Below are 18674 nucleotides of genomic sequence, written 5' to 3' on the forward strand. Positions count from 1 at the left end.
TCAGGTTTTGTCTTCCTGGATGCACGCGAGCAGGGCTTCCTTGACGTCGTCCGGCCACGGAATGGATGTATGTTCGTCCAGGTTGCTCGCCGCGAGCACCTGAGTGCTCGACCAGCGCTTCTGTCCCTTGCAGTTGATCTCGTGATGCAAGGTGACCGACGACCGGCCCACGCGCTGGACTGTTACCTCGAATTCCAGCTCTTCGCCGAAGAACGAGGGACTGGAAAAGTCGCTCGAAATGTGGACCGTCGGCGTGCCCCAGCGTTCCTCCCAGATGATCTTGTGCCACGGAAAGCCCAGATGCAGCCAGAACTCCTCGTTCACACCGTTCAGGATGTTTAGGTATGATGGAAAATAGGCGGTGCCGGAGATGTCACAATCGCCGAAATTGAGCATGCGTTTGGTTTTGAAGGGAATTTCCAATTCTTTCCTCCCAATTGATTTCCCAGATATACAATGGATTGCGCGCCGGGTGCACAAGAATTGAAAATGCACGACATTTGTGTTTGCATTTATCGTCCGGTCGGTCAATAATACATCAGCCGAAACGAATGCGGTGAATTTCGAACGAGAGAATCGTGCCAGGTCGCCGAATGATCGCGCAAAGCGAGGGGACGGCTGACGTTTTCATCGTCTGATCGACTGTCGCGACTGACGATTTGGGTTGTAGTCTCTTGTCACAAGACTCTTCACAGGTTGCAAAAAATATATGCAGTTTCATATTTCTTGACAAGCAGCCGGGTTGAAGGGAAGATTTGAAGTCTGGTCTCGGGCGAGGAGGAAAAGCCCTGAAGTGAGACACACATTCCGAGGGAGAGGAAAATGAATTCGCTTGTCAGGATTGCAGGGGCAACGGCTGTTTCGCTCTGCTTGAGCGTATCGGCGCTTTCCGCCGAAACCGTTTTGAAGATTTCGAGCTGGCTGCCGCCAACTCATGGCATCAATACCGAGATATTTGCCGGCCTTGTCGACATGATGGAAGATGCGACGGGTGGTGAAGTAACGGGTGAACTGGTTTTCGGTCTTGCCCCACCACCGGCGCAAATGGACCTTGTACTTGATGGCGCAGCGGACGTGGCGATCATCTTTCACGGTTACCAGCCGGGCCGGTTTGTAGGAACCAAACTGATCGAACTGCCGGGATACGAGGGCAGCGCAGAAGCGGCTTCCGTCGCCTATTGGCGTGTTCACGACGCACATCTTGCCGCTCTCGACGAGCATCGCGGCGTGAAGGTCATTTCCCTGAATACCCACGGTCCCGGACAGATTCATTCCAGCAAGGACGTCGCAAGCCTGGCTGATATGAACGGTCTGAAAACCCGTATTGGCGGTGGTGTTGCCGGCGACGTGGGCGCTGCCCTCGGACTGATCGGCATCAACGTTCCCGCACCCAAGGTTTACGAAACCCTGGACTCAGGAGCTGCCGATGCCGTCGCCATGAACGTGGGCGAGCGTGTCGGCTTCAAACTGAACGAGGTTGCCAAGAACCTTTACGACATGCCTGGTGGTCTTTACCGTGGCTCCTTTGCCATCATCATGAGCCAGGAAACTTTCGACAGCCTGCCGGAAGATGTTCAAAAGGCGCTCGATGAAAAAGTCTTCGGAGAGCCGGCCAGCCGCATGGCGGGTGCCGCCTGGGACAAGTCGGACAAGATCGCCTATGAAGCGACCAAGAACGCCGAAGGAACCAAGATAACGCCTGCCAGCGAAGACGACGTTGCTGCCTTCGAAAAGATCTCGAAGGATGTGACCGACAAGGTTCTGGCCGAGCTTCAGGACGCCGGACTGGATGCCAAGTCCGCCTATGAAATGGTCAAGAAAGAGATGGCCGGAAACTGACGAAACCCGATGGTCCGGCTTCGCGCCGGGCCTTCGGCTTCAAAGGGATCTCTTGTGTCGCACTTCCTAAAGCTTGCGGTCCGCCTGCAGGCCATCCTCGCTTCGCTTGCTCTCTTCGTGCTCATGGTCATGACATTCTGCGATGTCGTGCTTCGCTCGGTGTTCAACGCCCCGATTGAAGTGGCCGCGGACATGACCCGATTGTTGATGGCGATCATGGTATTTTCGGTGTTGCCGGTTGTCTCGGCACAAGGTGGGCATATCAGCGTTGATCTGCTTGATGGATTTTTCAAGCGGAACCACCTCGCGCGCTGGCGCGATGCATTTACCAACCTTTTTTGCGGCGTGATCTTGATCTGGCCGGCAATACGCGTCTTCGTTCTGGCTGAGCGCAGCAGATCCTACGGCGATGTCATGGAGTATCTTGGCGTGTCCCTTCATTATGTGGGCTGGTTTATCGCTGCTGTGACTGCCGTGACATCCGTTGTCCTGATCGTCCGGGGTCTCGGATATCTTTTTGCCCCGAAATTGATGAGCGCACCGCATGCTTGAAGGTCTTCTCGGTTTCGCAGCGGTGCTGGTCCTGGTGATGCTGCGCATTCCCATCGCCTTTGCCATGGGCTTTGTCGGCATGATCGGCTTTATGATCGAGACCAGCTATCGGGCGTCGATCTCCATGGCGGCGCGTCTGATCATCGACACCAGCCAGGACTATGGTCTGTCCGTTGTGCCACTGTTTATCCTGATGGGCCTGTTTGTGAACAAGGCCGGGATCAGCCGGGAGCTTTATGCAGCGTCCAACGCGTTTCTCGGTCATCTTCGTGGCGGACTGGCGATGGCAACCATTGTCGCTTGTGGTGGTTTTGCCGCCATCTCCGGCTCGTCCCTTGCGACGGCTGCAACCATGTCGAAGGTCGCGATGCCCGAAATGCGGCGTTTCGGTTACAGCGACAAGCTGTCGACTGCGTCGATTGCAGCGGGCGGGACACTCGGTATTCTCATTCCCCCGTCCGTCATCCTCGTCATCTATGGCCTGTTGACGGAAACCTCCATCGGCAAGCTGTTTGTTGCCGGTGTGATCCCGGGCCTCATCGGTATCCTGCTTTATCTGGTCGCCGTGAAGTTCACGGTCTGGCGCGATCCGGATGCGGGACCTGCCGGACCGCGCGCAACCGGCGCGCAAAAACTGTCCGCCCTGAAGGATGTCTGGGCAGTCCTGCTGCTATTCTTTCTGGTGATCGGCGGGTTGTATGGTGTCTTTGATATTCCACCTCTCAACCTGAGTTTCTCGCCGACCGAAGCTGCCGGCATGGGCGCCATGGGAGCTTTTCTGATTGCGATAGCCCGGCGCCGTCTTTCGATATCGACAACTTTCGAGGCGCTCCGGGAAACCGCCATGACGACGGCCGGTCTCTTTGCCGTTCTGATCGGAGCCTGGATCTTTTCGAATTTCGTCAACGTTGCAGGTCTTCCGGCCGCCCTCAGCAACCTTGTGACCGCGTACGACCTGCCGCCCTGGATGGTCATGTGCATCATATTGTTGATCTATATTGCGCTCGGTTGTGTCTTTGAGAGCCTCTCCATGCTGCTCCTGACGGTGCCGATCTTCTTTCCGATCGTTACGGGGCTTGGCTATGATCCGATCTGGTTCGGCGTCATCGTGGTGGTCGTTACCGAAATCAGCCTTATCACGCCGCCGGTGGGCCTGAACGTGTTCGTGCTCAGGGCGGTGGTAAGAGACGTGCCGACTGCAACGATCTTCAAGGGCGTGACGCCGTTCTGGATGGTGGATATCGTCAGGCTGCTTCTGTTGCTGTCGCTGCCCGCCCTTGTCCTGTTTCTTCCGAACCAGATGTGACCCGGTTCCGGCAAGAGCCGGCAGATCATATCCGGCACGCAAAGGGCTGGCGTGTCCGGAGCTTCCGGCAACGTGTTCATCCGGCAATATGCTGTCAGGAGTTCTCGCCGAGCCTGTATTTCTTGAGGGCCCGTTCCAGGGCGGTGGCGATCCAGCCCTTGGGAACGATATGGCCCCGCTGATGAAGGCACAACATGACTTCCTTGCCGCTTTGACAAGTCGACCAGATACGGCAGTCGTGGCCGTTCAGCGTTTCCTGTCCGTCCGGCTCCGCCGCGCAAAGATTTGTCCGGCGCCAGAGGTCGACGGCAGCGTTCGGATCACCGTCTGGCCCGAGCGGCAGGTCCATGACATTGTCCTTGAAACCGTGAACATGCATGACATTTACCGGTCCGGTTGGGCATGTCATGCTTTCCTGCCTGAAAAGCGTGCCGGCGGCAGGCAGAATGCCCGCGATCAGATCTGCGGAATCGCACGCCACGCGCCAGGCCATCGCGGAGCCGTAGGAAAAGCCCGTTGCGAAGATTCTGCTTTTGTCGACGGGATACCGTTTCGCCACATCTTCGATCACGGCGCGAACAAACGGGACGTCGCGGTTGCCGCGATCCCAGAAGTCCCAGGTTCGGCCAAGACCTTCCGGCGCCACCAGCAGTGCGCCGTTCTGGTTGATCGCGCTCAGAACCTTCGGGTTTTTCAGGGGATGTTTGGAATCGCGTTTCCAGCCATGAAAATGGATCAGAACCGGCAGCGCTTGTTTGCCGTCCCAACCCTCTGGCGGCTTTGCACGATACAATCGCTCGTCAACGCTGCATGCCGCTTCCAGCCCGCAGGGATGGTCCTTTTGTTCCTGGGCATGACCGGAGGCAAAACCAAAGGTCATGAACAAAAGACCGGCGACCGTCAGAAATCTCATGGGCAGTTACCAATTTTCCTTTGGGATCGACGATCGGAGCTTAAGGTGCGCGCACCACTGGACCAACTCAAAACGCTGTTAGTTGCTGTTGATGAAGCGACAGTTGCCAGGAGAGTGTCCGTGTCATTCCATCCCGGGTCTGGTCCTTCCCGGCCGGTTCGAGTATCGTCGCCCGACCGATTGCCTGGGACATGGGTGGTAATGCTGCGGGAGAGGCACAAACCCGAACCAGCACGGATTATGCAGGGTTTTGAAACGCGCATGATCGGTGATGTCCTGACAGGGCACGGCTCGGTACATCCGGCGGCTTGTCGGACGGACGCGTTCCGGCTGCCGCACGATCATGAAGATGTGAAACGACCGCTGCAATTGTCCACAGCCTGGAGGAGAGAGGCATGTCAATTGAGCGTGGCAGCGCCACGAGGTTCCTGATCATTGACGATCATCCCCTTTTCCGGGAAGCGCTTCACAGTGCCGTGGAGCTTGCCTATCCCGATTCGGATGCGCTTGACGCCGCGTCGCTGGAGGACGCCTGTGAACTGCTGGATGACGATGAAGGATTTGACCTTGCGCTTCTGGATCTGTCGATTCCCGGTGTGACAGGCATGGATGGGCTTTTGCACTTGAGAGCGCATTATCCGAGGCTTCCGGTCGTCGTCGTCTCAGGATCGGAAGATGCGCCGATCGTCGCCCAGGTAATGGCCTACGGCGCGGCCGGGTTCATTCCGAAGTCCTCCAAGAAGGCCACGCTGGCGCACGCAATTCAGCAGGTCATGAACGGCGCGACCTATCTGCCCGACAAATACAGCACCGCAAATAACGAACCTCTTGATGACGTGACACGGGATATGATCGAGCGACTGTCCAGTCTGACGCCGCAGCAGATCCGGGTTCTTCGGATGATCTGCAATGGACTGTTGAACAAGCAGATCGCCTATGAGCTGCAGGTCGGCGAGACGACCGTGAAGGCGCATGTTTCGGAAATTCTGCGCAAACTGGGTGTTTCAAGCCGAACGCAGGCAGTCATCGAAGTGAAGAAGCTGGAGGCTCTCGGAACCGCAGAACCGTTCGACACCAGCGCAACGGCGCACCCGGGCGAAAAGCCGGTGCCGCAGCACAGTTGAAACGACGCAGGCACAGGTTACTTGTTCGAGTTGATGAGGTGAGTTGCCAGAGCCCGGAGTTGAGCAGGTTTGACCGGCTTGGGCAGATGTTCGACACCGAGATGTTTTGCGTGTTCCACGAGTGTCTGCGATGAATCGGCTGTTGCCAGAATCGCCGGGACCCGTAAGGGCATAACGTCAAACAGACGCTCCAGCGTGTCCGTCCCCAGATGTCCGAAATCGAGATGATGATCGGCAATGATCAGATCCGGCAACCAGGTCATTCCTTCAAGCGCCTCAAGCGCCTGGGGCGTTGACCGCGCTATCCTGTAGTGACATCCCCATTTGGCAAGCAATCCTTCCATGGCTTCCAGTACGGCCGGGTCGTTTTCGATCACAAGTATCTTTTTCCCGGCGAGATTTGCATTGGCTGCCGGAGACGGCACGGAAACCGGAACCGTGCTGACGAGCGAGGGTGGGGCGTCTGTCCGCCTGGCACGGATACGGAAGACACTCCCTTTTCCCGGAACCGAGCGCACGGAGACCTTGTGATTGAGCGCGGTCACCAATCGTCTGACAATCGCAAGACCCAGGCCCAGCCCGGTTCCGTGCTCCGCGTCGCCTTGAGGAAGCGGTCCGCGGTGAAATTCCTCGAAGATCATTTCTAGCTGGTCTTCGTGGATCCCCGCTCCGGTATCGATGACTTCGATCGAGATGTCGTCTCCACGCCGCCGCGTTCCGATCAGAACGCCGCCACGGTCCGTGTAGCGAATGGCATTCGTAATCAGGTTCTGAAGCGCGCGCCGCAGCATCAGGCGGTCCGTGTAGACGCAATCGTTGGTCACGGCGACTCGCAGACGAAGCCCCTTTTTTTCCGCTATGGGGCGCAGGTCGGACAGGAGACTGGCAAGAATCGGCGGAATGGGCACCGACGCGAAACGGGGGGTGGTGACGCCGGCGTCGAGTTTCGAGATGTCCAGCAGCGTACGTAGCAGCTCGTTCATGGTGTCCAGTGACCGTTCGACCTGGTTCACCATCAGGCGGGCCTGCTCTGAAACCTGCAGGTCGTAAAGGGACGATATCGTCAGCTGTGCCGCGTTGAGCGGTTGGAGAATGTCATGACTTGCAGCGGCGAGAAACTGCGTCTTCGATCGGTTGGCACCTTCTGAAATATCCTTTTGACGAGCAAGTTCGATATTGGTTTCCTCGAGCGTACGGAGCGTTGATGTCAGTTCGTCCGTGCGCCGCCGCACCTGCCCTTCCAGGGAGATTGCGGTCTGGAACAGCGAAAAGGCGTTTCTCTGCTGGTCCATTGCCTGCTCGACCCGGTCCACCAGCGCGGCGTTGATCTTCTGCAGTCGGATGACGTCGTCAATGTCGGACAGGCTCATGATGCTTCTCCCGCAGCTTCAGGAAGGCGTGCGAAAGCAATTCCGGTAAAGGTCTGATTGAGATGCATTGACAGATACTGTTCGCCGTAGGTGTTGAAACCGACAACATTGTACTTCTGGTAGATCTTCTGAATTCTCTGTGTTGCCTGACGGTTCTGTGCGTCGATCCGGCGAAGGACGCAGTCGAACCCCAATACGAAATCGATATCGCCGATTTCTCCAACCACATTCTCGAAGGCCTCGTTGGTCGATCTTGTCATGCCGGTTGGCTCGGCAACGGTCAAAACGATGCCGTCGTCGATCGCACAGAAAAAGGACAGCGACCCGTCCGGGTTCACTTTCTGGACCGATCGGCAATAGTACTCGCCGCCGACCCGCACCACCAGCGGATGGGAGGCAAAGCTCATCGGCGACAGGGCTGCCGGATCGATGCCGACGGCACGGGCATATTCCGCAGCTGCTTCCGTGGCGTTGAATTCGTAGATAATGCGGCGCTCGGGATCGGAACTCGTCACGACAAGCTTGCGATCGGTCGGAACGAAATTGTCGGTTTTGAAGATCTTGAATGGAACCATGCTGCGGAAGAAAAGCACGATCGCACAATTGTCTCCGATTTCACCATCGAGGATCAGGGACGTTTTTTTGAAGCGCATGCTGTCTCCGGCCGATCCTCCAAGCAAGGGGATATCCTCCAGTGCCCAGTGAAGCGCTGCCGTTACCATTTCCTCGACAACCGACATGCCGTCGATGAGGCAGATGGCGAATACGTCTCCGGGTTCGTTCGTTCCCGAAAGCGCATCGCCGGTATTCGCGAATGTCTGCCGGGCCTCCTTGACCTGTGCAACGATCCGGTCGAAGCCGATGGTACGGATCCCGTCGATGCGCACCGCGGTCGCCAGAAAAAGGTCCTTTGGAAACAAAACGGCCAGACATTGACCGACTTCTTCGTCCGGCCCTCCGATTTCACCTGCAGTCGAACAGGCGGCGTAAGTCAGTTCCGGTGCGTGTTCGGCCATCCGGTTCTTGATCATATCGGCCGGGAAGCAGTCTTGTGAAAAAAACAGCAGTCCGATTGCGTATCGTCCCGACCGGGCGGCCGTTCCGATATCGACCCAGAATGAATGTTCTTCCTGCGGACTGGTGGTCAGCACCACCACGCCGCACTCGTGGCGCGTCCCGAAGTGTGGGTTCAATCTCTCCTCCCGCGGTGCGGCGTCCCTTGTTTTCGGGCAATCCGTCACCACGCTCAATTTGTAGCTTTAGAATCCGAAACTTGTAAAGCGGGACCCGACCCGGCCTAAAGTACAGTGTACAGTCGCAATTCTCTGTTCTTTTCTAGTGATCCTGATTTTTTAAGATATTCAGGTGGGAGGACACTATGGATATTTCGGGCAGCCAATTGATTCCGGCGAGCCGTGAAGAGGTATGGCGCGCGCTGAACGACCCTGAGGTTCTGAAAGCCTGCATTCCTGGTTGCGAGAGCTTGGAAAAGACGTCCGAGACGGAAATGAATGCTGCGGTGACGACGAAGATCGGACCGGTTAAGGCGAAGTTCAAGGGAGCGGTCACGCTTGAGGATCTCAACCCGCCCGAGAGTTACACGATCAGGGGAGAAGGCAAGGGTGGCGTTGCAGGCTTTGCCAAGGGCGGTGCCGAAGTCAAGCTGAGCGAAGTGGAAAACGGCACGATGCTGGAATATTCCGCAAAGGCACAGGTCGGCGGAAAACTTGCACAGCTGGGAAGCCGACTGATCGATTCGACTGCGAAGAAGATGGCAGCGGATTTCTTTGGCAAGTTCTCCGAAACGGTCGGTGGCAAGACCGAGTCGGCAATGGAAGCGGAAACAGCAGCCGCCGGCGAGGCTGCACCTGCACTTGAGCCGGTCGTTTCCCGGACCGCCGCGGTTTCGGTTGAACCTTTACCGGAGAGCCCGGGAAGAGCGGAACCAGCTGACGATTCGAAAGTCTTTGGCGGCCCGCTGGTCTGGGGGCTTGTCGCACTCGGTGCGGTGGTCATCATCCTCGCCGTGATGCTTTGAGGGAGGAGCCGGGTCTGCAGGTATGGCCGGTATCCGGTCGATCTGGAAAAGAACGCGGTGTCAAACCGGTTTGTTGTCTGGAGGACGTCCTTGGGGCGACTCTGGAAATGTAATTAGGGAGAGGATTTTATGTCGAAGGTATCGATGGTCTTGAACGGGAAGACGGTTTCATCGGATGTTGAGGACCGTACTTTGCTTGTTTCTTTCATACGTGATGTTCGTGGATTGACGGGCACGCATGTTGGTTGTGACACGTCTCAGTGTGGTGCGTGTGTTGTTCATGTTGACGGCAAGGCGGTTAAGGCCTGCACGATGCTTGCGGTTCAGGCGTCTGGTTCGGATGTGGTGACGCTTGAGGGGATCGGGACTGCGACGTCGCTTCATCCAGTTCAGGCTGCGTTTCGTGAGCATCACGGTCTTCAGTGCGGTTTTTGCACGCCAGGGATGATCATGAGTGCGGTTGACATGATCAATCGTCATGGTGCCGGCAATCTGGATGAGGCGACGATCCGCGATGAGCTTGAGGGCAACATTTGCCGTTGCACGGGCTATCACAACATTGTCAAGGCGATCAAGGCGGCGTCGGATCAGATGGCGGGGATGTCTCAGGCTGCTGAATAGGCGGCCTGGTTTGGGAATTCGATGCGTGTCCGGGTTGGCGCGTGAGGCAGTTTAGGACCAATCAGCTCACCGAGGGCCGGGAGGACGCGGCGCGAACGGGTGGAGTACCCGGAGCTGATATTTGGGAGAGAGAAGATGGCTATTGAGGGGATCGGCGCCCGGGCGCTGCGCAAGGAAGACAAGCGCTTCATAACCGGCAAGGGTCAGTATACGGACGACATGGTTCTGCCTGGCATGGGCCATGCGGCTTTTGTTCGCTCGCCGCATGCGCATGCGAAGGTGCTCGGGATTGATGCCAGTGCGGCGCTTTCGATGCCGGGTGTTGATGCGGTTCTGACGGGGGACCAGCTTGTCGGTGACGGCATTGGCAATCTGATCTGCGGCTGGATGATCCATTCCAAGGACGGGACGCCGATGAAGATGGGCGGCTGGCGGGCTCTTGAGCCGGAAGTCGTGCGTCATGTCGGTCAGGCGATTGCGGTTGTTGTTGCCGATACGCAGGCGGAGGCCCGCGATGCGGCTGATGCGGTTGTTGTCGATTACGAGGAGCTTCCGGCTGTTGTTGATGCTGTTGCGGCGCTTGAGCCCGGAGCACCGCAGATCCATCCGGAAGCGGAAGGCAATCTGATCTACGACTGGGAGATCGGCGACGAGGCTGCTGTGAATGCGGCCTTTGCGAGTGCCGCGCATGTGACGAAGATGGAGATCCGCAACAACCGTCTGGTTCCGAACCCGATGGAGCCTCGGGCGGCGCTTGCCAGCTACAATGATGCGGAAGAGCATCACACGCTCTATACGACCTCGCAGAACCCGCATGTTGCGCGTCTTGTTCTGTCGGCGTTCTACAATGTCGCGCCTGAGCACAAGCTTCGGGTGATCGCACCGGATGTGGGTGGTGGCTTCGGGTCGAAGATCTACATCTATCCGGAAGAGATGGTGTGCTTGTGGGCATCGAAGCGTGTCGGCCGTCCGGTGAAGTGGGTGTCGGACCGCACGGAGGCGTTCCTGACGGATGCGCATGGTCGCGATCATGTCTCTGAGGCGGAGCTTGCGCTGGATGCGGACAACCGGATCACGGGATTGCGGGTCAAGACGATCGCCAATCTTGGCGCCTACATGTCGCTGTTTTCCTCTTCGGTGCCGACATATCTTTATGCGACGCTTTTGTCTGGCCAGTACAACATTCCGGCGATCCATGCGAATGTGAAGACGGTCTATACCAACACGACGGCAGTTGATGCGTATCGGGGTGCGGGGCGTCCGGAGGCGACTTATCTTGTCGAGCGGATGATGGAGACGGCGGCCCGTGAGGTGGGTCTGTCTCCTGCGGACTTCCGGCGCAAGAACTTCGTTCGGGAGTTCCCGCATCAGACGCCGGTGATCATGTGCTATGACGCGGGCGATTATGACGCGACGCTGGATGCGGCGCTTCAGGCTGCCGATTATGCGGGCTTTGCGGCGCGCAAGGCTGAGGCTGCCTCGCGCGGCAAGCTGCGGGGCATCGGTCTTTCCTGCTACATCGAGGCGTGCGGCATTGCGCCGTCAGCCGCGGTGGGGTCTCTGGGGGCCGGTGTGGGTCTTTGGGAATCGGCCGAGGTCCGGGTGAACCCGGTGGGTACGGTCGAGGTTCTGACGGGCTCGCACAGTCACGGCCAGGGTCATGAGACGACGTTTGCGCAGCTGATCAGCGAGCGGTTCGGTCTGGACAGCGATGCGGTTTCGATCGTGCATGGCGACACGGACAAGGTCCAGTTCGGCATGGGCACCTACGGGTCCCGGTCGGGCGCAGTCGGCATGTCTGCGATCGTGAAGGCGCTGGACAAGGTTGAAGCGAAGGCGAAGAAGATCGCGGCGCACCTGATGGAGGCTGCCGAGGGCGACATCCAGATCGAGGGTGGCGAGTTGAAGGTTGCGGGCACGGACAAGAAGCTTTCGTTCACGGAAGTGGCGCTTGCGGCCTATACGGCGCACAATCTACCTGAAGGCATGGAGCCCGGTCTGAAGGAGGGGGCGTTCTATGATCCGACCAACTTCACGTTCCCGGCGGGCACATATGTTTGCGAGGTTGAAATCGATCCGGAGACGGGCCAGACGGAAATCGTGAGTTTTGTGGCGGCGGACGACTTCGGCAAGGTGATCAACCCGATGATCGTGGAAGGCCAGGTGCATGGCGGTCTTGTTCAGGGGATCGGCCAGGCGCTTCTGGAGAACGCGGCCTATGACGAGAACGGTCAGCTTCTGACGGCGTCCTACATGGACTACACGATGCCGCGCGCGGATGATGTGCCCTCGTTCAACCTGTCGACGCACGAGACGCTTTGCCCGGGCAACCCGCTTGGGATGAAGGGGTGCGGTGAGGCCGGTGCGATCGGGTCTCCGCCTGCGGTGATCAACGCGATCACGGATGCGCTCGGATCGAATGATCTGACGATGCCGGCAACGCCCGAGAAGGTTTGGCAGCTATGCCAGGGCGCGGTGAAACAGGCCGCCGAGTGAGTTCGAGACATCTTCGGGCAGGCCGGGCCTGCCCGTTCACGGGACAAGAAGATTTAGGGGAGACCCGGTATGTATGAAACGACTTATCACCGCGCAGGTTCTGTTGCCGAAGCATCGGATCTGATGTCGAAGGCGGATGACGGCAAGGTTCTTGGGGGCGGGCAGACGCTTCTGCCGACGATGAAGCAGCGGCTTGCAGCGCCGAGCGATCTTGTTGATGTGACGAAGGTTGCCGAGATGAACGGCATCAGCGAGGGCGATGGCAGTGTGTCGATCGGGGCGGCAACGACCCATGCGGAGGTTGCCTCGTCCGATCTTGTAAAGGCGAAGCTGCCGAGCCTTGCCGGTCTTGCAGGCGGGATCGGCGATCCGGCGGTGCGGCACATGGGAACGATCGGCGGTTCGGTCGCCAACAACGATCCGGCGGCGGACTATCCGGCGGCGCTTGTGGCTCTGGGGGCAACGGTTGTGACCAGCAAGCGCTCGCTCAGTGCCGAGGACTTCTTCGTCGGCATGTTCGACACGGCGCTGGATGAAGACGAGATCGTGGTCTCGGTGAGCTTCCCGCTGATCGAGAAGGGGGCCTATGCCAAGTATCCGAACCCGGCCTCGCGCTATGCCATGGCCGGTGTGTATGTGGCCAGGCACCAGGACGGCTCGGTCCGGGTGGCGGTCACCGGAGCCGGCCACTACGGCGTCTTCCGGGTCGACGGCATGGAAGCGGCGCTTGCCGCCAACTGGTCGCCGGACGCCGTCGCAAACATCAAGGTCGACGCCGGCTCCATGCTGCACGACATCCACGGATCGGCAGCCTACCGCGCAAACCTCGTCACGGTCATGGCAAAACGCGCCGTCAAAGCCGCTGGGTAAGAGGTGAAACTGAAGTCCGGCGCGCGCATACTGGCGGCGCCGGATTTTTCATATTTGCTCGCCGATCAGGTCTCGGTCCATTTGACGGAACAGGTCGATATAGTCGAGCAGAACCCAGTTTTCCATGATCTTGCCTTCGGCGCAGCGATAGAAATCCATGACGCGAAGCGTCAGTGATTTGCCAGAGGCTGGAACTCCCAGATAGTCACCCTTGTGGGTCATGGTCATGGACGGCCAGCCGCTGACCGCGGCATAGTTTCCGTCTCCTATGCGGCAATAGTGATTGCCGCCGACACGATCGGGAAAAGCCGTCAGGAACGGCGCGCGGTGATCCTTTTCAAAGCCGCTCCAACGGTAATTCGACCCGATACCACCCGGTCCGTACCAAAGCATGTCGTCATGCCAGTATCCGTCGTCTCCCGTCTGCCCCACGGAGGTGAAGGTTTCAGGGTTGAAAGCCTTCAGATCGGCGAGCATGGCTTCGCACAGATCGAGTGTCTCCTCACCGTTCGCCTGTCCTGAAGGCAAAATGCCGTCATGTGTTGCCGGTCCCGGGAAAAGCATTTCTGTTCCGAGCATTTGCGGCAGGGGAAACCTGCCGGCCTGTCGCATCAGGTCGATGAGATCGACGATGATCTTGGCTTCCGAAATACGTCCGTCCGGCTCGACGCGATAGAACTCTCCCGATCTCAGGAAGACAAGATTGTTCGACGGTTTTACGCCGAAAAGCGGATTCTCGAAGTTGCCCAGATAGTGCGTGACCGCAGCGACCCAGTGACCGCCGGGCGCACGCCGGTTTGGTCCGCCGATGAAAATCTCGTCTCGTCGGCGCACGTGAGAAAGGGCTTCCCGGAGGGGCAGGAAAAAACCGTCACGGACTTCCTCGTGTCCCGCAAGCCTGTTCACCGGATGGGCGATATTCCAGATCGAATTACTGGTTAAGTATCTGGAAATCAACGCATCCAACTCGTTTCGGGGAACAGTGAGGACGGCGTTCAGAAAGGTGTTTGTCGGGCGTCGGAAGTCGGACATTTGATACCTTGTCAGGTCTATGAAATTTCACGTATATCAACTATTTTGCATTCGTATGCAAAAAGATATTGCGAAAGTCATTTCTCTGTGTCTAGTTATTTTGCATAGGAATGCAAATTTGGCTGCCGGTCAGTTTAGGAGGGGACGCAGTGGCTGAAATTCAGCTGAAAAACGTGTCGAAACGTTGGGGGTCGTTTGTCGGTGTCGACAATTTCGATCTCACCATTGCCGACCGTGAATTTCTGGTCCTGCTTGGTCCGTCAGGATGCGGCAAGACCACGACCATGCGCATGATTGCCGGCCTGGAGGATGCGACGGGCGGCGATATCCTGATCGACGGCAGTCGTGTCAATGATCTTGAACCCAAGGACCGGGACGTGGCCATGGTGTTCCAGAGCTACGCGCTCTATCCGAACATGAATGTTTATGAAAACATCCGCTTTCCGCTGAAGGTGCGGCGCGTGGATCCTGGCACGCATGACGAAAAAGTCCGTCGTGCCAGTGCGATGGTGGAACTGGACGATTTCCTGCATCGCAAGCCAGCGGAACTTTCAGGTGGCCAGCGGCAGCGCGTGGCGCTGGCGCGTGCAATCGTACGTGAGCCGAACGTGTTCCTGATGGACGAGCCCCTGTCGAACCTGGACGCAAAGCTGCGGGTCTCGACGCGTGCGCAAATCAAGAATCTCAGCCATGAACTGGCCGTGACCACGATTTATGTGACCCACGACCAGATCGAGGCGATGACGCTGGCCGACCGGGTCGTCGTAATGAAGAACGGAGTGGTTCAGCAGATCGGCAGCCCGACCGAGATCTATGACAGACCTGCCAATGCCTTTGTCGCAAGTTTCATCGGAAACCCGGCCATGAACCTGGTGGAAGGGGAGGTGGCAGACGGCACGTTCCACGCTCCGAATGTTTCGATCCCCGGTTTGAGCGCAGCCGATGGCAAGGTCGTTCTGGGGTTTCGTGCGGAAGACGCGAACGTCGTGCAGAACGGTGGCCAGATAAATGCGCCGATCTACACCATGGAGCTTCTCGGCGATGCGACCATGGTCAGCGTGCGCATTGGCGGAGCGCTTGTCAGCGTGAAAGCCGACAAGACTTTCCGTGCGGAGATCGATGACCCGGTATCCATCGAGGTTCACCAGGGTCACTGCCACCTGTTTGACGCGGAAACGGGCGCGCGGATCGGGGGGTGATGTCCTCCAAACAACCGTTTTGACGGGCAAGCGGGTGAAGGCTTCGAAGATGCATCCAACATTAGGGAGAGAGACGAAATGTTCCTGAAAAAGATAGCGCTTGCGGGCGCGATGGCTATCACGGCCGGGTCCGCTCATGCGGCGTGCGAGATTTCAGGCAATGTCAGCATTGTCGGGAATGAATTTCCGGCCATTCATACAGTTGCCAAGGGTGCAGCTGAATGTGCCGGTGGCGAGGTCAAGGCGAACCTCACGGCGGATCACCAGAAGATCAATGTCGCCGGCATGCAGGGCAACCCGGCAGAGTATTCCACCGCGATTATCGCCAATTCCTCGATTGTCGCCCTCATGAACGAGGACGTTATCCGGCCGCTGAACGATCTGGTGGCCGAATACGGACAGGATATTCCCAAGAGCCAGTTGATCACCATAGATGGCAACATCATGGCGGTAGCCTTCATGGCCAACGCCCAGACCCTCGCCTATCGCAAGGACGTACTGGAAGAGATTGGCGTTGACGTTCCGAAGACCTACGAAGAGGTGCTGGAGGCGGCGGAAAAAATCCGGGCTGCCGGCATCAGCCAATATCCGGTTGGCGGCGCCTATGCTGCAGGTTGGAATCTGGCCGAGGAATTCGTCAACATGTATGTCGGCCATGGCGGCGAATTTTTTGTACCGGGCACTGCTGAAGTTGCGATCAACAATGAGCAGGGTGTTGCAGCGCTCAATATGATGAAGGCGCTGACCGAATACATGAACCCCGATTTCCTGACTCATGATTCTAACGCGACCGGTGCCGAGATGGAAGCCGGCAACGTCATCCTCATGAACATGTGGGGCTCTCGCATGGGAAATCTGATGGATGCCGAAGGTGCAGAAGAGCAGGTCTACTCCAACATCACTGTCGGTGCGCCGCTGACCGTCGGGGGTGGGACCACCCCGGCGTCCACGCTCTGGTGGGATGGCTGGACCGTCGCCAAGAATATTTCCGATGAAGATGCTGTGGCAACATTCCTGGCCATGAAGCACGGAACAAGCCCGGCAATTCTGAACGACGAGACCATGAGCCAGGCAGTCTGGATGATCGAAGGCTACAAGCCTGCACCGGTAAACGACGGTGTCTTTGCGGCCATGTCCGCCGGCACCAGATCCTATCCGATGCTGCCCTACCAGGGTTTGCTGCATACCGCACTCGGCGACAACCTGGCTGACTTCCTGCTGGGCAAGGAATCCGCAGAGCAGGCACTTGCCGATACGGAGGCCGCCTACACCACTGCGGCCAAGGAAAAAGGCTTCCTCAAGTAAGCAATTCAATTGATCCGGGGCGGCGTTATCTGCCCCGGATGACCTTGTGCATCACGTGTCAACGCTTTTGGGGGACCGGGAAGTGAAACATAAATCGTTCTTTTGGTTTGTTCTTCCGTCAGCCATGGCGATGATGCTGTTCATTTTTTTTCCGATCATTTCGGTGATTGTTCAGTCGCTTCATGTCGAGCATGAACAGGTGATCCGCAAGGTCGAATCCTGCGATCTGTTCGGGTGCAAGGAATCGACCACAATCGACCAGGAGGCCACAGCTGCCTTGCGGGCGGCCGAGCCACTGGGTCAGTTTGCGGGGTTCAAGACCTATCTCGACCGGAACCACCTTGCGACAAAGGAGGTCGGGACAACCTGGAAAAACACCAACAGTTGGCGTGACTTCGGTGCGCAGATGTTGAATTTGCCGTTCTACAAGGCAATCGGGTTCACGCTGACATTCACTTTTGTCGTGACACCCCTGGTCATCATCGTTGGCTTTGTCATTGCGGTAGCAGTCAACAGCGCAGTCAGGCAATTGCGGGGCCCGCTGATCTTCTTCTCGCTCTTGCCGATGATGATCACGCCACTGGTCGGTGCGCTGATCCTGTTCTGGATGGTTGATGCACGCGGGATCATCGGTGCCACCCTGCAGCATCTTGCCGGCGACCCGGAACTGTCCGTCAAAGCCTCAACCCCGCTGATGTGGATCATGCTGATGGTCTACGGCGTGTGGCACGCGGCACCGTTTGCATTCATCGTTTATTATGCCGGCCTTCAGACCGTCAACAAGGAAACACTGGAAGCAGCGCGCGTGGACGGCGCCAATCGGTGGCTGCAGATCCGCCACGTGGTGATCCCGCATCTGCTGCCACTGACGACCTTCATCGCATTGATGCAGCTGATGGACAATTTCAGGGTGTTCGAACCCATCGTCAGTTTTGCGGCCAATGCCCATGCGACCTCGTTGAGCTGGGCGATCTACAACGATCTTGGCGGGGAGACCCGGCAACTTTCCTCCGCGGCGGCAACTTCGGTGCTGACAATCATCGGCGTGGCCATTCTCTTGTCACCGGTTCTGGTGCGCACATGGCGTGATTTCGATCGGAAGTAGGTAGAAAAATGTCGAGCAAAGCACAACGCCAACCCGCCGCAATCACCCTCCTGGTCGTCGCAGTTCTGGCGACATGGATGGCCCTGGCCGCCTTTCCCTTTCTCTGGACGCTGTGGGGGTCATTCAAGGTCGAAGGCGATTTCTTTTCCAAAGCCGACTGGTTCAACGCCCTCACCGGGACCCTGACGGTCGCCGAAACCGGTGGCAGGTTTACCGGCAACGGATATTACGGTGCCTGGGTTCAGGAAGAATTCTGGCGCGCGGCCCTGAATTCCCTGATCGTGTGCTTCTTCGTGGTCACGATTTCGCTGACACTGGGTACACTTGGCGGCTATGCTCTGGCGCGCTCAACCTATCGCTACGCATTCTGGTTTCTGCTGGCCGCGCTGATCTTTCGGGCCATGCCTCCGATAACGCTTGTCTCTGGCTACCTGCCGGTTTTCTTCCAGTGGAATCTGTGGGGGCACACGGCAACGACGATCATTGTTCTGGTCGCCATAAACCAGCCATTCACGCTGTGGATGCTGCACTCGTTTTTCAAGAATATTCCTGCCGAGCTGGACGAGAGTGCGATGGTCGACGGATGCACGCGCTTCCAGGCTTTTCGCAATGTGATCATTCCGGTGATGTGGCCGGGGGTCATCACTACCGGATTGTTCTCGTTCCTGCTCGCCTACAATGATTTTGCCGTGACGGCGATGCTGCTGTCCAAGGAAAACCAGACGATGATCCCGAAGGTCGCGAGCTTTCTTGGCACGACGCAGACCAAGGGCAATGTGATGTTTGCCGTTGCCTCGGTTGTCTCGGTGACAGCGCCCCTGTTCTTGATGATCATGTTCTTTCAGCGCCAGATCGTGGGTGGTCTGACCGCAGGAGCGGTGAAGGGATGATCCGATGGGAAAAC

The 18674-nt window shown here is 57.8% G+C and carries 17 protein-coding genes; 12 read left to right on the forward strand and 5 right to left on the reverse strand.

The genetic code is table 11. The features are described 5' to 3' along the window. A complete protein-coding gene (locus tag ACO6TI_RS07155) occupies positions 1 to 423 on the reverse strand; it encodes an acyl-CoA thioesterase (protein ID WP_306362580.1) in 423 nt (140 codons plus the stop codon). 399 nt (positions 424 to 822) lie between these two features. Here ACO6TI_RS07155 and ACO6TI_RS07160 point away from each other — a divergent pair, with 399 nt between their 5' ends. Genes ACO6TI_RS07160 through ACO6TI_RS07170 form a run of 3 tightly spaced genes read left to right on the forward strand, consistent with a single transcriptional unit; the run spans position 823 to position 3697 of the window. Then, positions 823 to 1839 (forward strand): TRAP transporter substrate-binding protein, encoded by a 1017-nt coding sequence (locus ACO6TI_RS07160; RefSeq protein WP_422384638.1) that lies wholly within the window; start codon positions 823 to 825, stop codon positions 1837 to 1839. Between the two features lie 54 nt (positions 1840 to 1893). Beyond that, the gene (locus ACO6TI_RS07165) at positions 1894 to 2391 is read left to right on the forward strand and encodes a TRAP transporter small permease (protein WP_422384639.1); all 498 of its coding nucleotides are present in this window, start codon (positions 1894 to 1896) and stop codon (positions 2389 to 2391) included. After that, positions 2384 to 3697 (forward strand): TRAP transporter large permease, encoded by a 1314-nt coding sequence (locus ACO6TI_RS07170; protein ID WP_108875336.1) that lies wholly within the window; start codon positions 2384 to 2386, stop codon positions 3695 to 3697. The genes ACO6TI_RS07165 and ACO6TI_RS07170 overlap by 8 nt, the downstream gene beginning before the upstream one ends. A gap of 94 nt (positions 3698 to 3791) precedes the next feature. Here the strand turns inward: ACO6TI_RS07170 and ACO6TI_RS07175 are convergent, their stop codons facing one another. Beyond that, complete coding sequence (locus ACO6TI_RS07175; RefSeq protein WP_422384640.1) at positions 3792 to 4610, reverse strand: alpha/beta hydrolase family esterase; 819 nt, start codon at positions 4608 to 4610, stop codon at positions 3792 to 3794. 395 nt (positions 4611 to 5005) lie between these two features. Here ACO6TI_RS07175 and ACO6TI_RS07180 point away from each other — a divergent pair, with 395 nt between their 5' ends. Continuing rightward, positions 5006 to 5734: a response regulator transcription factor gene (locus ACO6TI_RS07180; protein ID WP_422384641.1), complete on the forward strand. Its 729-nt coding sequence runs from the start codon at positions 5006 to 5008 to the stop codon at positions 5732 to 5734. A gap of 17 nt (positions 5735 to 5751) precedes the next feature. Here ACO6TI_RS07180 and ACO6TI_RS07185 read toward each other — a convergent pair whose 3' ends face one another. Both ACO6TI_RS07185 and ACO6TI_RS07190 read right to left on the reverse strand, forming a co-directional pair. Then, positions 5752 to 7104, reverse strand: a complete 1353-nt coding sequence (locus ACO6TI_RS07185; protein ID WP_104704359.1) for a hybrid sensor histidine kinase/response regulator — start codon at positions 7102 to 7104, stop codon at positions 5752 to 5754. Beyond that, on the reverse strand, positions 7101 to 8297 hold the full coding sequence (locus ACO6TI_RS07190) for an FIST N-terminal domain-containing protein (RefSeq protein WP_196901535.1): 1197 nt from the start codon (positions 8295 to 8297) through the stop codon (positions 7101 to 7103). The genes ACO6TI_RS07185 and ACO6TI_RS07190 overlap by 4 nt, the downstream gene beginning before the upstream one ends. A gap of 185 nt (positions 8298 to 8482) precedes the next feature. On the opposite strand from ACO6TI_RS07190, the gene ACO6TI_RS07195 reads away from it, so the two are divergent. The 4 genes from ACO6TI_RS07195 to ACO6TI_RS07210 all read left to right on the forward strand — a co-directional run bounded on the left by ACO6TI_RS07195 (position 8483) and on the right by ACO6TI_RS07210 (position 13129). After that, on the forward strand, positions 8483 to 9142 hold the full coding sequence (locus tag ACO6TI_RS07195) for an SRPBCC family protein (protein WP_422384642.1): 660 nt from the start codon (positions 8483 to 8485) through the stop codon (positions 9140 to 9142). A 129-nt stretch (positions 9143 to 9271) separates the two neighbouring features. Continuing rightward, positions 9272 to 9763: a (2Fe-2S)-binding protein gene (locus ACO6TI_RS07200; RefSeq protein WP_055391965.1), complete on the forward strand. Its 492-nt coding sequence runs from the start codon at positions 9272 to 9274 to the stop codon at positions 9761 to 9763. Positions 9764 to 9898: 135 nt separating this feature from the next. Next, positions 9899 to 12259: a xanthine dehydrogenase family protein molybdopterin-binding subunit gene (locus ACO6TI_RS07205; protein WP_104704362.1), complete on the forward strand. Its 2361-nt coding sequence runs from the start codon at positions 9899 to 9901 to the stop codon at positions 12257 to 12259. Positions 12260 to 12328: 69 nt separating this feature from the next. Beyond that, entirely contained in the window at positions 12329 to 13129 is an 801-nt protein-coding gene (locus ACO6TI_RS07210; RefSeq protein ID WP_422384643.1) for an FAD binding domain-containing protein, read from the forward strand. 48 nt (positions 13130 to 13177) lie between these two features. Here the strand turns inward: ACO6TI_RS07210 and ACO6TI_RS07215 are convergent, their stop codons facing one another. After that, the gene (locus ACO6TI_RS07215) at positions 13178 to 14161 is read right to left on the reverse strand and encodes an ester cyclase (RefSeq protein WP_422384644.1); all 984 of its coding nucleotides are present in this window, start codon (positions 14159 to 14161) and stop codon (positions 13178 to 13180) included. Between the two features lie 149 nt (positions 14162 to 14310). Between ACO6TI_RS07215 and ACO6TI_RS07220 the strand changes: the two genes are divergently transcribed. The 4 genes from ACO6TI_RS07220 to ACO6TI_RS07235 all read left to right on the forward strand — a co-directional run bounded on the left by ACO6TI_RS07220 (position 14311) and on the right by ACO6TI_RS07235 (position 18660). Beyond that, positions 14311 to 15360 (forward strand): ABC transporter ATP-binding protein, encoded by a 1050-nt coding sequence (locus tag ACO6TI_RS07220; RefSeq protein ID WP_055391562.1) that lies wholly within the window; start codon positions 14311 to 14313, stop codon positions 15358 to 15360. A gap of 78 nt (positions 15361 to 15438) precedes the next feature. After that, complete coding sequence (locus tag ACO6TI_RS07225; RefSeq protein ID WP_055391561.1) at positions 15439 to 16665, forward strand: ABC transporter substrate-binding protein; 1227 nt, start codon at positions 15439 to 15441, stop codon at positions 16663 to 16665. Positions 16666 to 16747: 82 nt separating this feature from the next. Continuing rightward, complete coding sequence (locus ACO6TI_RS07230; RefSeq protein ID WP_055391587.1) at positions 16748 to 17770, forward strand: carbohydrate ABC transporter permease; 1023 nt, start codon at positions 16748 to 16750, stop codon at positions 17768 to 17770. Positions 17771 to 17778: 8 nt separating this feature from the next. Next, on the forward strand, positions 17779 to 18660 hold the full coding sequence (locus ACO6TI_RS07235; RefSeq protein ID WP_029063452.1) for a carbohydrate ABC transporter permease: 882 nt from the start codon (positions 17779 to 17781) through the stop codon (positions 18658 to 18660). The last annotated feature ends 14 nt before the right edge of the window (positions 18661 to 18674 follow it).

The organism is Roseibium album, from assembly GCF_965233825.1.
In the GTDB taxonomy this organism is placed as follows: Bacteria; Pseudomonadota; Alphaproteobacteria; order Rhizobiales; family Stappiaceae; genus Roseibium; species Roseibium album.

Excerpts from the sequence above, each read along its gene's own strand:
- ACO6TI_RS07160 (WP_422384638.1), top strand. The coding sequence starts at position 823 with ATGAATTCGCTTGTCAGGATTGCAGGGGCAACGGCTGTTTCGCTCTGC.
- ACO6TI_RS07215 (WP_422384644.1), bottom strand. The coding sequence starts at position 14,161 with ATGTCCGACTTCCGACGCCCGACAAACACCTTTCTGAACGCCGTCCTC.
- ACO6TI_RS07170 (WP_108875336.1), top strand. The coding sequence starts at position 2,384 with ATGCTTGAAGGTCTTCTCGGTTTCGCAGCGGTGCTGGTCCTGGTGATG.
- ACO6TI_RS07175 (WP_422384640.1), bottom strand. The coding sequence starts at position 4,610 with ATGAGATTTCTGACGGTCGCCGGTCTTTTGTTCATGACCTTTGGTTTT.
- ACO6TI_RS07210 (WP_422384643.1), top strand. The coding sequence starts at position 12,329 with ATGTATGAAACGACTTATCACCGCGCAGGTTCTGTTGCCGAAGCATCG.
- ACO6TI_RS07205 (WP_104704362.1), top strand. The coding sequence starts at position 9,899 with ATGGCTATTGAGGGGATCGGCGCCCGGGCGCTGCGCAAGGAAGACAAG.
- ACO6TI_RS07180 (WP_422384641.1), top strand. The coding sequence starts at position 5,006 with ATGTCAATTGAGCGTGGCAGCGCCACGAGGTTCCTGATCATTGACGAT.
- ACO6TI_RS07195 (WP_422384642.1), top strand. The coding sequence starts at position 8,483 with ATGGATATTTCGGGCAGCCAATTGATTCCGGCGAGCCGTGAAGAGGTA.
- ACO6TI_RS07235 (WP_029063452.1), top strand. The coding sequence starts at position 17,779 with ATGTCGAGCAAAGCACAACGCCAACCCGCCGCAATCACCCTCCTGGTC.
- ACO6TI_RS07185 (WP_104704359.1), bottom strand. The coding sequence starts at position 7,104 with ATGAGCCTGTCCGACATTGACGACGTCATCCGACTGCAGAAGATCAAC.
- ACO6TI_RS07225 (WP_055391561.1), top strand. The coding sequence starts at position 15,439 with ATGTTCCTGAAAAAGATAGCGCTTGCGGGCGCGATGGCTATCACGGCC.
- ACO6TI_RS07200 (WP_055391965.1), top strand. The coding sequence starts at position 9,272 with ATGTCGAAGGTATCGATGGTCTTGAACGGGAAGACGGTTTCATCGGAT.